The 13,855-nt window shown below is 73.5% G+C and carries 15 protein-coding genes; 11 read left to right on the top strand and 4 right to left on the bottom strand.

All coding sequences use genetic code 11. The annotated features are described in order from the left end of the window. Positions 1-56: 56 nt before the first annotated feature. Both AC068B_RS36475 and AC068B_RS36470 read left to right on the top strand, forming a co-directional pair. Entirely contained in the window at positions 57-1,193 is a 1,137-nt protein-coding gene (locus AC068B_RS36475; protein ID WP_478675790.1) for an alpha/beta hydrolase family protein, read from the top strand. Positions 1,194-1,294: 101 nt separating this feature from the next. Continuing rightward, the gene (locus AC068B_RS36470) at positions 1,295-2,752 is read left to right on the top strand and encodes a hypothetical protein (RefSeq protein WP_478675789.1); all 1,458 of its coding nucleotides are present in this window, start codon (positions 1,295-1,297) and stop codon (positions 2,750-2,752) included. A 23-nt stretch (positions 2,753-2,775) separates the two neighbouring features. Here AC068B_RS36470 and ypfJ read toward each other — a convergent pair whose 3' ends face one another. Then, positions 2,776-3,666 (bottom strand): KPN_02809 family neutral zinc metallopeptidase, encoded by an 891-nt coding sequence (ypfJ, locus tag AC068B_RS36465; protein ID WP_478675788.1) that lies wholly within the window; start codon positions 3,664-3,666, stop codon positions 2,776-2,778. 226 nt (positions 3,667-3,892) lie between these two features. On the opposite strand from ypfJ, the gene AC068B_RS36460 reads away from it, so the two are divergent. The 4 genes from AC068B_RS36460 to AC068B_RS36445 all read left to right on the top strand — a co-directional run bounded on the left by AC068B_RS36460 (position 3,893) and on the right by AC068B_RS36445 (position 7,902). Continuing rightward, positions 3,893-4,657: a hypothetical protein gene (locus AC068B_RS36460; RefSeq protein ID WP_478675787.1), complete on the top strand. Its 765-nt coding sequence runs from the start codon at positions 3,893-3,895 to the stop codon at positions 4,655-4,657. 121 nt (positions 4,658-4,778) lie between these two features. Beyond that, the gene (locus AC068B_RS36455) at positions 4,779-6,377 is read left to right on the top strand and encodes an ABC-F family ATP-binding cassette domain-containing protein (protein ID WP_478675786.1); all 1,599 of its coding nucleotides are present in this window, start codon (positions 4,779-4,781) and stop codon (positions 6,375-6,377) included. 365 nt (positions 6,378-6,742) lie between these two features. Further along, positions 6,743-6,964, top strand: coding sequence for a helix-turn-helix domain-containing protein (locus tag AC068B_RS36450; protein WP_055550175.1), 222 nt, complete (start codon positions 6,743-6,745; stop codon positions 6,962-6,964). A gap of 134 nt (positions 6,965-7,098) precedes the next feature. Then, positions 7,099-7,902, top strand: a complete 804-nt coding sequence (locus tag AC068B_RS36445) for an enoyl-CoA hydratase/isomerase family protein (RefSeq protein ID WP_478675785.1) — start codon at positions 7,099-7,101, stop codon at positions 7,900-7,902. Between the two features lie 18 nt (positions 7,903-7,920). On the opposite strand, the gene AC068B_RS36440 is transcribed toward AC068B_RS36445, so the two are convergent. Further along, positions 7,921-8,649 (bottom strand): nucleopolyhedrovirus P10 family protein, encoded by a 729-nt coding sequence (locus AC068B_RS36440; protein ID WP_478675784.1) that lies wholly within the window; start codon positions 8,647-8,649, stop codon positions 7,921-7,923. Positions 8,650-8,777: 128 nt separating this feature from the next. Here AC068B_RS36440 and AC068B_RS36435 point away from each other — a divergent pair, with 128 nt between their 5' ends. Genes AC068B_RS36435 through amaP form a run of 5 tightly spaced genes read left to right on the top strand, consistent with a single transcriptional unit; the run spans position 8,778 to position 11,059 of the window. Next, positions 8,778-9,263, top strand: coding sequence for an Asp23/Gls24 family envelope stress response protein (locus tag AC068B_RS36435; protein ID WP_478675783.1), 486 nt, complete (start codon positions 8,778-8,780; stop codon positions 9,261-9,263). 10 nt (positions 9,264-9,273) lie between these two features. Next, positions 9,274-9,459, top strand: coding sequence for a hypothetical protein (locus AC068B_RS36430; protein ID WP_356264457.1), 186 nt, complete (start codon positions 9,274-9,276; stop codon positions 9,457-9,459). Between the two features lie 3 nt (positions 9,460-9,462). Next, positions 9,463-9,807 carry an Asp23/Gls24 family envelope stress response protein gene (locus tag AC068B_RS36425; protein WP_478675782.1) on the top strand — a complete coding sequence of 115 codons (345 nt, stop codon included), beginning with the start codon at positions 9,463-9,465 and terminating at the stop codon, positions 9,805-9,807. Then, positions 9,804-10,475, top strand: a complete 672-nt coding sequence (locus AC068B_RS36420) for a DUF6286 domain-containing protein (RefSeq protein ID WP_478675781.1) — start codon at positions 9,804-9,806, stop codon at positions 10,473-10,475. The genes AC068B_RS36425 and AC068B_RS36420 overlap by 4 nt, the downstream gene beginning before the upstream one ends. Next, positions 10,472-11,059 carry an alkaline shock response membrane anchor protein AmaP gene (gene amaP, locus AC068B_RS36415; protein ID WP_478675780.1) on the top strand — a complete coding sequence of 196 codons (588 nt, stop codon included), beginning with the start codon at positions 10,472-10,474 and terminating at the stop codon, positions 11,057-11,059. Before AC068B_RS36420 ends, amaP begins: the two co-directional genes overlap by 4 nt. Before the next feature lie 23 nt (positions 11,060-11,082). On the opposite strand, the gene AC068B_RS36410 is transcribed toward amaP, so the two are convergent. Both AC068B_RS36410 and AC068B_RS36405 read right to left on the bottom strand, forming a co-directional pair. Continuing rightward, positions 11,083-11,838, bottom strand: a complete 756-nt coding sequence (locus AC068B_RS36410; RefSeq protein ID WP_478675779.1) for an SDR family oxidoreductase — start codon at positions 11,836-11,838, stop codon at positions 11,083-11,085. A gap of 4 nt (positions 11,839-11,842) precedes the next feature. Beyond that, on the bottom strand, positions 11,843-13,621 hold the full coding sequence (locus AC068B_RS36405) for a glycoside hydrolase family 15 protein (protein ID WP_478675881.1): 1,779 nt from the start codon (positions 13,619-13,621) through the stop codon (positions 11,843-11,845). Positions 13,622-13,855: the final 234 nt, after the last annotated feature.

Here is a 13,855-nt window from a genome sequence, read left to right as displayed (position 1 = left end):
CACCCCGGAGCCACCGCCCACTGGCCCCGGAGCCCTCCGCCCCGGACACTGGGACGGTGCGCCCAGCCAAAGCGACGGCAGCGGCCGTCACCGCAGTAACAGCCGCCCTGGGAACGGCCGCGGCCGCCATCGCGGCGGGCCGTTTCGCCAGCGACGCCGCCCTCAAGGCGCCCGCGGGCCGCCCCCTGCCGACCGAGCCCCGCCTCACCGTGCACGCCACGGCCGCGGGCCAGATCAGCCTGACCCGCGCCCTGGCCAGCCTGCGCCCCGGCACGTACGGCCTGAGCGGCAACGGCACCCACGCGATCGTCGGACCCGTCCTGGAGTCCGCCCCGCACGAGGCCGACACCGTCGTACGCCGCCTCGAAGCCGTCACCCACGGCACCCTGGAACCCGGCGCCCGCGTCTGGCTCACGCCCCAGGTCCACATCGGGGACCCGCACGCCGCGCTCGGCCTCGACCACGCCGACGTCGACGTCCCCGGCGAACTCGGCGGCCTGCCCGCCTGGTTCGTGCCCGCCGCCCGGGACACCTGGGTCATCACGGTGCACGGCCTCGGCACCACCCGCGAGCACCCCATGGTCGTCATGGACTTCCTGCACCGCCTGCGGGTCCCCGTCCTCGACCTCGCCTACCGTGGCGACCTGGGCGCGCCCCGCTCCCCGGACGGCCTCGGCCACCTCGGCGAGACCGAGTGGCGCGACCTGGACGCCGCCATCCGCTACGCCGTGCGCAACGGCGCCGAGCGCGTCGTCCTGCACGGCTGGTCCACCGGCGCCGCCATGTGCCTGCACGCCGCCGCGCACTCGGCGCTCCGCGACCGCATCAGCGGCCTCGTCCTCGACTCCCCTGTGCTGAACTGGGAGACCACCCTGCGGGCCCTCGCCGGGGCCCGCCGCACCCCGGGACCACTCCTTCCGCTTGCGGTCCGTGCGGCGCAGGGCCGCACCGGTCTGCGCGGCGACCGGATCCTGGCGTCCGCGGGCCCCGAGGCGCTCAAGGTGCCGACCCTCGTCGTGCACGGCCCCGACGACACCGTCGCGCCCTGGGGCCCCTCCCGCAAAATGGCCGAACGGCGGCCGGACCTCGTCACCTTGCACCCCGTTCCGAACGCACCCCACGGCGCCATGTGGAACGCGGACCCGGCGGGCTACGAAGAGGTGCTGCGGCGCTTCCTCACCCCCCTGATCTGACCGTTCGAAACCCCTCCCGCACACCCGCGGCGCAGTGCCCCCGAAGGCCTGCGCCGCCATTCCGTTTGGGTTTTCGGACCGTCAACAGGAAGACTGCTCCTGTGACGTCCCGTACCCCGCGCGACTCCAGGCTCCGACTTGTCCGCGCGCCCCGCCAGAGGGCCGAAGAGCGAGGAGAGGCCCGGCGCGACCCAGCACGGCCCCTGTCCGCCGCGCCCGGCGCGATGGGCAACCGCCGCACGCGCCGTCCCGCGCCCCGTCCGCCGGAGGGCACACCCGCTCCCGCGGAGCTCGCGCGGGGCGCACGAGCCGTTCTCGCCGCCGCCGCACGGGTCGCCCGCTGGGCCGACGCGGCCCTCCGCCCGGGCCCCGGCGGCACCGGCGCGACGCCCGACGGCAAGGGCACCCTGTCCGACGCCACCGCCGAACGGGCCGCCGAGGAACTGGGGCTGACCCCCGCTCAGGTCCGTGCCGACTGGGACACCGCCCGCCTCTCCGGCCTCATCGAGGTGCACGGCGACAGCGCACGCCCCGGCTGGCGGCTGCGGGTCTGGGACCGTGACGACACCGCCGTGCTGCGCGGCTGGGTCGCCCTCTTCGACGCCTGGTCGCTGGCGCACCCGGCGCCGGACGACCTCGCCCCCGCGGCCGTCGCGGAGACCGTCGAGGCCATGCCGCAGGTCCTGTCTTTGTTGCAGCTCTCGGCGGGCCCCGTCCCCGTGCCGCAACTCCTCGACCTGCTTGACCAGCGCGTCACGGAGCTGCGCACCGAACGCTGCGAGATCGCGCACGGCCCCCAGCCCGAACCGGCCGCCCCCGCCGAGGTCCCGCAGGACGCCCCGCTCCCCGCCCTCCTCGACTGGGCCCTGCACGGCCTCGCCGCCGTCGGCGCGCTCACCTGCGCCGACGGGCAGGCCACGCTCACCCCGCTCGGCAGCTGGGCGGTCTGGGTCAAGCTGGAACAGATCTGCGTCGCCGCACAGAGCCCCGCCGGGCACTTCGAGCAGGCCGCGGAGGACATGCTGCGCGGCTGCGCCCGCCTGCGCCCCAACGCGGCCCGCGCCGAATACCGCGCCTGGCTCGCCGCCCGCCCCGTCGGCAGCGCCGTCACCGACCTGCTCACCGCCGCCCGGGGCGAGGACGCCCTGCTGCGCGGTCTCGCCTTCGAGGCCCTGCGCGTCGTCGGCGCCCCGGCCGAGCCGGAGGTCAGGACCGTCGTCGAGGAGCCCTCGCTACGGCCCTACGCGCTGCTGTGGCTCGCCGAGCAGGAGGGCGCCGACCCCGAGGACGTCCATCTCGTGCTGACCCGCGAGGAGTCCACCTGGCTGTGGGTCGACACCGCGGCGGCCGTCGCCGACCACGGAGAGGCCGAACTCCTCGTCCGGCACCTGGAGTCGGCGGTCCAGCCCACCGTGCCCGCCCTCCTCGACGAGGTGCGTCGCGTCGGGCACCCCCGCACCGTGCAGGTCCTGGTCGCCCTCGCCGCGGCCCACCCCGACCCGGCGCTCGCCAAGGCCGTGCGCCGGGCGGCCTTCCAGGTCCACACCGGCGGCGAGTGAGCCTCAGAGGCTGAAGGACAAGCTCAGCGGAAGGTGTTGCACCGGCCCATGTCGCCGGTGCGATAGCCCTCGTAGAACCACTGCTGGCGCTGCTCGGCCGAGCCGTGCGTCCAGGACTCCGGGGTGACCCGGCCCTGGAACTTCTCCTGGATCCGGTCGTCCCCCACCGCGGCCGCCGCGTCCAGGCCGTCGCGGATGTCGTTGTCGTCGAGGCTGCTGATCAGCGTCCTGCCCGTGCGGTCGTCCGGGCTGCGCGTCGCGTGCCGGGCCCACACCCCGGCATAGCAGTCGGCCTGCAGCTCGACCTTCACGGCGTTGCTGTCACGGCCCGTGCGGCCGTCCTGGGAGCGCTGCAGGGTCCCCATCAGGTTCTGCACGTGGTGCCCGTACTCGTGCGCCACGACGTAGGCCTGCGCGAAGGGCCCGCCGTTGGAGCCGAACTTGGACCGCAGGTCGTCGAAGAAGCCCAGGTCCAGATAGACCCGCCGGTCGCCGGGGCAGTAGAAGGGACCCACCGCCGAGGTGGCGGTGCCGCAGGCGGTGCCCGTCCGGCCGCTGAACAGGATGGTCTGCGCGGGGGAGTACGTGCCCTGTCTGCGCTGGAACTCGGGGCGCCAGAAGTCCTGGACGCTGTTGACCACCGCCACGATGCGGCAGTCCTCCTTGCTGTTCGCGTCCCGCCCCTTGTGGCAGGTCTGCTGCACCTGCGCGAGGGACGAGGAGGTGGCCGCGGGCTCCTCGTTGCCTGAGGAGAGGCCGAGCTGGTCGGGGCCGACGCCGAAGAAGAGCCCCAGGAACAGGGCGATCAGACCGGCGATGCCGCCGCCCACCGTCGCCCGGCCGCCGGGGATCCGACTGCCGCGCACATCCTGCACCTCCGAGGTGTCCAGGTCGGCGTCGTCGTCGAACTGCATGGGCGCACCCCTCTGCCGGGCATCCGGGACGACCCACGCCGTCCCGCGCCGGACTACCGGCCACTTCATCCTGGTATGCCCGCCCCCGCCGGGCGCCGGAGGGAGGTCCGAACGGGGGACGCGGAGCCCTCCCCGCGCCGTGTCGCCCCGCCGCACGGCGGCCGCCCCGACCCCCGCCGCTACGCTCTGCGCCTGATCCATGGGCAGTGGTACCGAAGGGGGCGTCATGTCCGCTCTGCCACTCGACGCGACGGGCCGCGCCCCGGCCCGTCGGGGCACGCGCATCGCGCTGCCCGTGGCCCTCGCCGTGCTCGCCCTGCCGCTCGTCGCCGCCGCCCACCACGCGCGGCCCGCCCCCTACGGAGACCGCCTCACCGTCCACGCGCGCGTGGACGGCGTGGATGGGGCCCTGCCCGTCGGCGACCCCGCGCTGCGCGCGAAGGGCCGGGCCGTCGAGGCGTACGACAAGGAGAGCGGCAGCCGCCGCTGGACCTACACGCGCGCGGGACACCGCCCCGTCGCTGTCCTGCCCGCGCCGGGCCACGCCTTCACGCTCTGGAACGACGGCCTGGTCACCGACACGGCCCGCGGCGACGGCGGCTCCGTGCGCTGGCACCGAGCCGTCCCCGCGAGCGCCGACTGGCTGCGCACCCCGGACGCCCACGGCGGCGCCGGAGTCCTGCAGCCGCTCACCCCGGACGCCGCAATGCTGGCCGTCGTCACCCCGCACCGCATCGCCGCCTACCGCACCGCGGACGGCGACCTGCGCTGGGTGCTGCCCGCCAGGACCGGCTGTGCCTTCGCACCGGCACGCTCGGTCCGCCGCGACGGGGCGCTCCTGGTCGCCCAGCCCTGCGCGGGCCCGGCCGCGGCCTGGACCGCGCAGGTCGTCGCGGTGGACGACTACGGCAGAATCGTTCCGGGCCGCACTCCGCTGGGCAACGGGGACCTGGAGCGGGGCCCCGGCGGCGGCCGCGGCCCGGAAAAGTAGTTGCGGCGGCCCGTTAGAATGGCTGCCATGGCAGCACCTCTCCTCAGTTGGACGGCATAGACACCGGTCCTGAGCACCTCAGTCGTCCCTCTCGCCGTCCACTCTGTTTCTGGAGAACTCCGTGATCACCGCTTCCGGCATCGAGCTGCGCGCCGGCGCCCGCATCCTCATCGAGAACGCCACCTTCCGCATCGCGAAGGGCGACCGCATCGGCCTCGTCGGCCGCAACGGCGCGGGCAAGACCACCCTCACCAAGTGCCTGGCGGGTGAAGGCATCCCCGCGGGCGGCACGATCTCCCGCTCCGGAGAGGTCGGCTACCTCCCGCAGGACCCGCGCACCGGCGACCTCGAGGTGCTGGCCCGCAACCGCATCCTCTCCGCGCGCGGCCTCGACGTACTGATCCGCAAGATGCGCGATAACGAGCAGCGCATCGCGAGCGGCTCGGGCGCCACCCGCGAGAAGGCCCTCAAGCAGTACGAGCGCCAGGAGACGGAGTTCCTCACCAAGGGCGGGTACGCCGCCGAGGCCGAGGCCGCCACCATCGCCGCCGCGCTCAACCTCCCCGACCGCGTGCTCGGCCAGCCCCTGCACACGCTCTCCGGTGGTCAGCGCCGCCGCATCGAGCTGGCCCGCATCCTCTTCTCGGACGCCGACACGCTCCTCCTGGACGAGCCGACCAACCACCTGGACGCCGACTCGATCGTCTGGCTCCGGGACTACCTGAAGACGTACCGCGGCGGCTTCATCGTGATCTCCCACGACGTCGACCTCGTCGAGACGGTCGTGAACAAGGTCTTCTACCTGGACGCCAACCGCGCGCAGATCGACGTCTACAACATGGGCTGGAAGCTCTACCAGCAGCAGCGCGAGTCCGACGAGAAGCGCCGCAAGCGGGAGCGTCAGAACGCCGAGAAGAAGGCCGCGACGCTGCACTCGCAGGCCGACAAGATGCGCGCCAAGGCCACCAAGACCGTCGCCGCGCAGAACATGGCCAAGCGGGCCGACAAGCTCCTCGCGGGCCTGGAGGCGGTGCGCCAGAACGACAAGGTCGCCAAGCTCCGCTTCCCCGAGCCCTCGCCGTGCGGCAAGACGCCGCTGATGGCCGAGGGCCTGTCGAAGTCGTACGGCTCGCTGGAGATCTTCACCGACGTCGACCTCGCCATCGACAAGGGCTCGCGCGTCGTCATCCTCGGCCTCAACGGCGCGGGCAAGACCACGCTGCTGCGGCTCCTGGGCGGCGCCGAGAAGCCCGACACCGGCCAGGTCATCGAGGGCCACGGCCTCAAGCTGGGCTACTACGCGCAGGAGCACGAGACGCTCGACCCCGAGCGCACGGTCCTGGAGAACATGCGCTCGGCCGCCCCCGACCTCGACCTCGTCGAGGTGCGCAAGACGCTCGGCTCGTTCCTCTTCTCCGGAGACGACGTCGACAAGCCCGCGGGAGTGCTCTCCGGCGGTGAGAAGACCCGGCTCGCGCTCGCGACCCTGGTCGTCTCCTCGGCCAACGTCCTCCTCCTGGACGAGCCCACCAACAACCTCGACCCGGCGAGCCGCGAGGAGATCCTCGGCGCGCTGCGCACCTACAAGGGAGCCGTCGTCCTCGTCACGCACGACGAGGGCGCCGTCGAGGCGCTCCAGCCGGAGCGCATCATCCTGCTGCCGGACGGCGTCGAGGACCTGTGGGGCCAGGACTACGCGGATCTGGTCGCGCTCGCCTGAGCGCCGTGCCACGGCGTCCACCTCGCTTGATCGAATGACTGATCCACTGCGTATGGATCATTCGGCCGATCCGTGATCCCTCATCTGTGTGAGCTCTCCTCGTACCGAGGTGTGTCATACACGGATTTTGGCGCCGAGCTGCGACAACGGGTGCCTCGTCGCCCGATACGGCGCTGACCTGGAGATTCGCTGCATCGCCCGTTCCGCTTCAGCTGGATCGACGCGCGGAATCGTTAATTCCGATCGTGGTAGACGCCCCCGAAGAGGCGAAGCGCGCCGTACGGACCTTGTCGAATGGGTGGCCAGGAAGCCCGGGAGGGGTGATCATGAGAAGTCCAGAGCGCACTTCCCATGAGGAGGCACGGGTGGCCGAGACTCTGAAGAAGGGCAGCCGGGTAACCGGCGCCGCGCGCGACAAGCTCGCGGCAGACCTGAAGAAGAAGTACGACGGCGGTGCGAGCATCCGGGCGTTGGCCGAGGAGACCGGCCGCTCGTACGGCTTTGTGCACCGCATGCTCAGCGAATCCGGCGTCACGCTGCGGGGACGCGGCGGGGCGACGCGAGGCAAGAAGGCCGCCGCCGGCTGACGGCAGGCGGCACGCTGTCCCATGGTCCGATGGTGACCACCCGGTCGGTCGGCTGACTGGCCGGGTGGTTACTGTGCAGTCACTTACGGGCGCTCCCAGCGTCCGGTCCGACCGCACCCCATCGGAGGCACCCCATGGCTTCGTCCGACAGCGAGCTCGCACCGGTTCTCGACAAGGACGGCGTACGCCTCACCATCGACGAGGCCGTCGCCACGGTGACGCTGACCAATCCGGCCAAGCGCAACGCCCAATCTCCCGCGCTGTGGAGGGCGTTGGTCGAGGCCGGTCAGCTGTTGCCGGGCAACGTCCGAGTCGTGGTGCTGCGCGGAGAGGGCAAGTCCTTCTCCGCGGGCCTGGACCGGCAGGCGTTCACGCCCGAGGGCTTCGACGGCGAACCGTCCTTCATCGATCTGGCACGCGGTGAGGACGGTCTTCTCGACGCCACGATCACCGAGTACCAAGAAGCGTTCACCTGGTGGCGGCGCAGCGACATCGTGTCCATCGCCGCCGTCCAGGGCCACGCCATCGGCGCCGGCTTCCAGCTCGCGCTCGCCTGTGATCTGCGGATCGCGGCGGACGACGTGCAGTTCGCCATGCGCGAGACCAGCCTGGGCCTGGTCCCCGACCTCACCGGCACGCACCCGCTGGTGGGGCTTGTCGGCTATGCCCGCGCGCTGGAGATCTGCGCCACCGGGCGCTTCGTCCACGCGGACGAGGCCGAGCGGGTGGGCCTCGCCAACCTCGTCGTGCCCGCCGACCAACTCGACGCTGCCGCCAAGGACCTGGCCGCCGCGCTCGTCGCCGCGCCCCGGGACGCCGTCATCGAGACCAAGGCGCTGCTGCAGGGCGCCGCGGGCCGTTCCTACGAGGAGCAGCGCGTCGCCGAGCGCGCCGCACAGGGACGTCGGCTGCGCGACCTCGCGGGCCTGGGCGACTGACGCCCTGCCGCAGGTCCGCTACCGCACCTCGGTGACGAGCACGGCCACCGACGGGTGATCGGGCAGGGCCGCACCGACCGCCGCGCGGACCGCGAGCGCCACGTCCAGTGCGCGGTGCCCGTGGTCCGTCGCGAGCTCCACGCGCGCGTGGCGGCGCGGCAGCGCGCCCGTCGCCGGGCGCTCCTCGATGTGCACGGCCCGGCCGAGCACGCCGGTCAGCCGGGCCACCCCGGGCACCGAGAGGGCGGCCCGCTCGGCACGCGCCTCGTCGCCGTCGCCGTCCGGCGTACCGTCACCGGCGCTATCGCTATTGCCGCCCGCGTGGCCTGCTACGGCTACGTCGCCTTCCTCGGCCGTGTCGAGCAGGGCCGTCACCTTCAGATCCACCCCGTCCGTCACCAGGCCGAGCCCGTCCGCCGCCTCCGACAGCGCGGCGCGCAGCCGGTCCGCCGCCGCGGGCAGCGGCTCGCCCCCGACGGCCGCGAACTCCGCGGTGATCCGCAGCGGCCCGGGCGGCAGCGCGCTCGGCGGTGACGGCACGGCCGCGACGGCCGCCGCATCCGGAGCGGCCAGCGCGAGGCGGACCGTGCCGAGACGCACACCGGGCACCCGCTCAGCCATCCGGCGCAACGCGCCGTCCACCGCCGATTCCGTCACCCACGCGCCGTCCGCGGCGCCGCCAAGCGGCAGCACCCGGCCGAGCCCCAGCTGTCGGCGTACCGCTTGCGTCCAACCCTCGCCCGTCATGGCTCAAGCCTGCCGCATCCGGGGCGCGCGGGCGTGGGGCCGCGCTTACTGTGGGCCGAGAAGCAGCCCCACTCGACGGATCAGATTCCCCACGGGGCAGTTCCCCTTTCGAAAGGGACGGCACGGCCATGACCGACACCGGACAGCGCAAGGCGTCTCAGACGCTGGAGAAGGACTCCCCGGACGAGAACGCGGCGAGGCCCGCGCCCGGCAGGGGCGGCGGTGATCCCGGCAGCCGGGGCCGCACCACCATCGCGGACGGCGTCGTCGAGAAGATCGCGGGCCTCGCCGCGCGTGACGTCGAAGGCGTGCACGCGATGGGCGGCGGCCTCGCACGCACTTTCGGCGCCGTGCGCGACCGGGTGCCCGGCGGCTCGAAGTCCGTGTCCCGCGGTGTGAAGGCCGAGGTCGGCGAGGTGCAGACCGCCCTCGACCTGGAGATCGTCGTCGAGTACGGCGTCTCGATCGCGGACGTCACACAGGACGTGCGGGAGAACGTGATCACGGCCGTCGAGCGCATGACCGGGCTCGAGGTCGTCGAGGTCAACATCGCGGTGAGCGATGTGAAGCTGCCCGACGAGGAAGACGACGAGCCGCAGGGACGCCTTCAGTAGGGAGCGCACGATGAGTATGGCCGTGATCGGCATGGTCGCCGGAATGGCACTCGGCTTCGCCGGATACTTCGGCGGGTTCGGGGCGTTCCTGCTGGTGGCCGCCCTGGGCGCCATCGGCTTCGTCGCCGGGAGGTTCCTCGAGGGGGACCTGGAGCCCGGCGACTTCTTCCGCAGCCGCGGCGACCGGCGGCGGTGAGCGGTGGCGGCACAGGTCGCGCCCCGGGAGCGCGGCGCGACCCGGATCGCCGACCGGGTCGTCGCGAAGATCGCCGCACGGGCGGCGCGCGAGGCGGTGGACGCGGTTCCGGCGGACGGCTCGCCGCCGCGCGCCACGGTCTCCGTCCACCGTGAATCGGCCCGCATCCGGGTCAGCCTGGAGCTGGACTACCCCTGCGACATCGGCGGGCAGTGCGGCGCGGTGCGTCGCCACGTCACCGAGCGGGTAGAGGCGTTGGCGGGGATGGACGTACCCGAGGTGGCCGTTCAGGTGGAGCGGCTGTACTCCGCGCAGGTGCGCGCCGCGGCACAGGGGAGGACACGATGAGTGAACCCCGAGGGGGTGGCGGCACCCAGCCGCTGCCGGTCATCGAGCAGTCCGATGGCGAGTTCGGCCAGTCGGCCTCCGCGGCGGCCTACGATCCGCTGCCCACGCTCTCCGACGACGAAGAGAAGGCCGCCCGGTTCTGGGCGCCCCGCCGGGTGCCCGCGGCCCTCATCGCCCTGGTGGTCCTCGGCGCCGCCGGGCTGCTCCTCTACGACGTCGTCGCCGTCCGGGCCGACCATCCCGCGATGCACTGGCGACGCGAACTGGCCCGGCAGCTCGGCAGCCGCCCCCTCGACGACACGGCCGTGCTCGCCGGGGCCGCGGTCGCCGCCGTCCTCGGGATCTGGCTCATCGTGCTCGCCGCGAGCCCTGGTCAGCGCGGCATCCTGCCGATGCGCCGCACCCACTCCGACGTGCGCGCGGGGCTGTACCGCGGGGCCGCCGCCATGGTGCTCCGCGACCGGGCCATGGACGTGCCCGGCGTGCAGTCCGTGCGGGTCCGGATGAAGCGCTCCAAGGTGGACGTGCGCGCGGTCTCCCACTTCCGTGAACTCGACGACGTACGAGCCGACCTGGACGCGACACTGGCCGACGGCATCCGCGACCTCGGACTCGCCCGCGCCCCCGGACTCTCCGTCCGGGTGGCCCGGCCCGGCAGGAAGGGGTGAGCGGCGTGCTGCGCACGGTCAACCGCGTGGTCCTGGCCCTCGTCGGGCTTGTCCTGCTCGTCCTCGGCGGCTCCGTGCTCGCCGTCGGGCTCGGCGCGTCCCCGCCCTCCTGGTGGATCCACGACGGTCGGCACGACGTGCTGGTCAGCGCGGCCGACCGGGCGCGGTGGCGGGGCGACGGATGGTTCTGGCCCACGGTCATCGCCGCCCTCGCGGTGTGCGTGCTGCTCGCGCTGTGGTCGCTCTCCGCCCAGCTGCGCAGGCGCCGCCTCGCGGAGGTCCTGGTGGAGGCCGGGGACGGCGAGGGTGCGCTGCTGCGCGGCCGGGCGATGGAGAACGTACTGGCCAAGGAGGCCGAGACGCTGGACGGCGTCGAGCGCGCCCAGGTCGTGCTGACCGGTCGGCGCAGCACCCCGCAGGCGCGCGTGGAACTCGTCCTGGCCCCGCACGCCACGCCGTCCGAAGCGCTGCACCTGCTCTCCGCCGACACGCTCGGCCGGGCCCGCGACTCGGCGGGCCTGGCCTCACTCCCGGCCACGGTCCGCCTGCGGGCCGCCAAGCACCGCGCGGAACGGGTGAGCTGAGGCTCTCGCCGTCAGAGCATGTCTCAGAACCCGGCGCGTGAGCCGCCGTCCACCGGGACCATGATCCCCGTCAGGTACGACGCCGCGGGCGACAGCAGGAACGCCGCGGTGCGGCCGAATTCCTGCGGCGTGCCGTAGCGGCGCAGGGGGATGCCCGCCTCGTTCGCGGCGCGGGTGGCCTCGGGGTCGGGGGAGAGGCCGTCCAGCTGGCGCATGCGGTCGGTGCCGATCCGGCCGGGGAGCACGCCGACCACGCGGATGCCGCGCGGGCCGAGCTCGTCCGCGAGGGACTTGGCGAACCCGGCGAGCCCCGGCCGCAGGCCGTTCGAGATCGTCAGGCCCGCGATCGGCTCGTACACCGACCCGGAGAGCACGAAGCCGATGACGCCTCCCTCGCCGAGCTCCGCGGCCGCGGCCCTGGCGAGCCGCACCGCGCCGAGGAAGACCGACTCGAACGCCGCCTGCCACTGCTCGTCGGTGTTGTCCGCGACGAAGCCCGGTGCGGGCCCGCCGACGCTGATCAGTACGCCGTCGAAGCGGCCGAAGTGCTCGCGGGCCGCGGCGACGAGCGCGGCCGCGGCGGCCGGGTCGGCGTTGTCCGCGGCGACGCCCACCGCGTTCGGGCCCAGCTCGGCGGCCGCCTCGTCCACCGTCTTCTGCTGACGGCCCGTGAGCACGACCTTCGCCCCGTCCGCGACCAGCTCGCGGGCGGTGGCGTTGCCGAGGCCGCGGGTGGCGCCGGTGACTACGTAGACACGGTCTTTCAGTCCAAGATCCATGGCCCTATCCTCCCGCGTCCGCCCCGAAGAGCGCGAGGGCGGTATTCACCAGGCCGATGTGGCTGAATGCCTGCGGGAAGTTGCCGAGCTGACGGCGGGAGGAGGGGTCGTACTCCTCCGCGAGCAGCCCCACGTCGTTGCGGAGCGCGAGCAGGCGCTCGAACAGCTCACGCGCCTCCTTGGTGCGGCCGGTCATGTGCAGCGCGTCCGCCAGCCAGAACGAACAGACGACGAAGACGCCCTCCTGGCCCGGCAGGCCGTCGATGGCCGTCTGGTCGGCGCTGTAGCGGCGCAGGAGTCCCTCGTGGCCGAGCTCGGCATGGACCGCGTCGATGGTGCCGATGACGCGCGGGTCGTCGGGCGGCAGGAACCCCACACGCGGTATGAGCAGCAGCGAGGCGTCCAGTTCGGTGGAGCCGTAGGACTGCGTGAACGTGTTGCGCTCCGGGTCGTAGCCGCGCTCGCAGACCTCGCGGTGCACCTCGTCCCGCAGCTTCCGCCACCGCTCGGCGTCGCCGGGCAGCTTCGGGTTCTGCTCCAGGGCGCGCACCGTGCGGTCGGCAGCGACCCAGACCATCACCTTGGAGTACACGAAGTGCCTGCGCGGGCCGCGCACCTCCCACAGGCCCTGGTCGGGCTCCCGCCACTTCTGGTGCAGGAATTCGAGCAGGGACAGCTGCAGGTGCCAGGCGTGCGGCGGCGTGGCGAGGCCCGAACGGTCGGCGAGGGCGAGTGAGTCGACGACCTCGCCGTACACGTCGAGCTGCAGCTGTTCGACCGCTTCGTTGCCGATGCGCACCGGGGCGGAGTCCGCGTGCCCGGACAGCCACGGAACCTCGTACTCGGGCAGTCGGCGCTCTCCGGAGAGGCCGTACACGATCTGCAGGTCCGCCGGGTTGCCCGCGACCGCGCGCAGCAGCCAGTCGCGCCACGCCTCGGCCTCCTCCGAGAACCCGGCCGAGAGCAGCGCGCCGAGGGTGAGGGTGGAGTCGCGCAGCCAGCAGTAGCGGTAGTCCCAGTTGCGCACCCCGCCGGGCTCCTCGGGCAGCGAGGTGGTGGGGGCGGCGACGATGCCGCCCGTCGGGGCGTACGTGAGGGCCTTGAGGGTGATCAGGGAGCGGACGACCGCGTCGCGGTGCGGCCCTTCGTAGTGGCAGCGTGCCGTCCAGGCGCGCCAGTCCGCCAGGCTGTGGCGCAGCGATTCGTACGGGTCGACGAGCGCGGGGCGCGGTTCGTGCGAGGGGTGCCAGGTGAGGACGAACGCGACCTTCTCGCCCTCCTCGACGGTGAACTCGGAGTGCGTGCCGAAGTCGTGGCCCCAGGTGTGCACGGCGGGCTCGCTGCGCAGCCACACGGAGTCGGGGCCCGCCACGGCGACGCGGTGGCCGTCCTGCTGGCGCATCCAGGGCACGACCGAGCCGTAGTCGAACCTGAGCCGGAGGGTGCTGCGCAGGGTGACGCGCCCCTTGAGGCCCTCGACGATGCGGATGACGTCTGGGGCCCGGTCGCGCTGCGGCATGAAGTCCGTGACGCGCACGGAGCCGTCATCGGTGTCCCACTCCGAGTCGAGGACCAGGGAGTCGGGGCGGTAGGCGCGGCGGGTGCAGGGGCCCGCGCCTGCGGGCGCCAGGCGCCAGTGGCCGTTCTCCTCGTCGCCGAGCAGCGCGGCGAAGCAGGCGGCCGAGTCGAAGCGGGGCAGGCAGAGCCATCCGATGGAGCCGTCCCTGCCGACGAGGGCGGCCGTCTGGTGGTCGCCGATGAGCGCGAGGTCCTCGATGGGCACGAGGTCTCCGGCGGGCGGGAGGTCGGTGGCGGGGGCGAGGTCTTCGATGCGGCGGGACACGGATGACGGGTTCCCGGAGAAGGCCCCCGTCAATCGGACGTGTGCGTGACGTCCGCCCGCTGCGCGGCCGAGGCCTCGCCTAGGCCCTGTCCGGCCGATCATGGGATTGGTACGGGGCTGCTCGATGGGTTGGGGGCTGGAGGTGCGGGTGCCCGCCGGTTTGAGAGCCCGGCG

The sequence above is a fragment of the Streptomyces sp. NPDC042371 genome (assembly GCF_056437465.1).
Note: the sequence above shows the minus strand (reverse complement) of the source record. Positions and strands in the feature narration are given on the sequence as shown.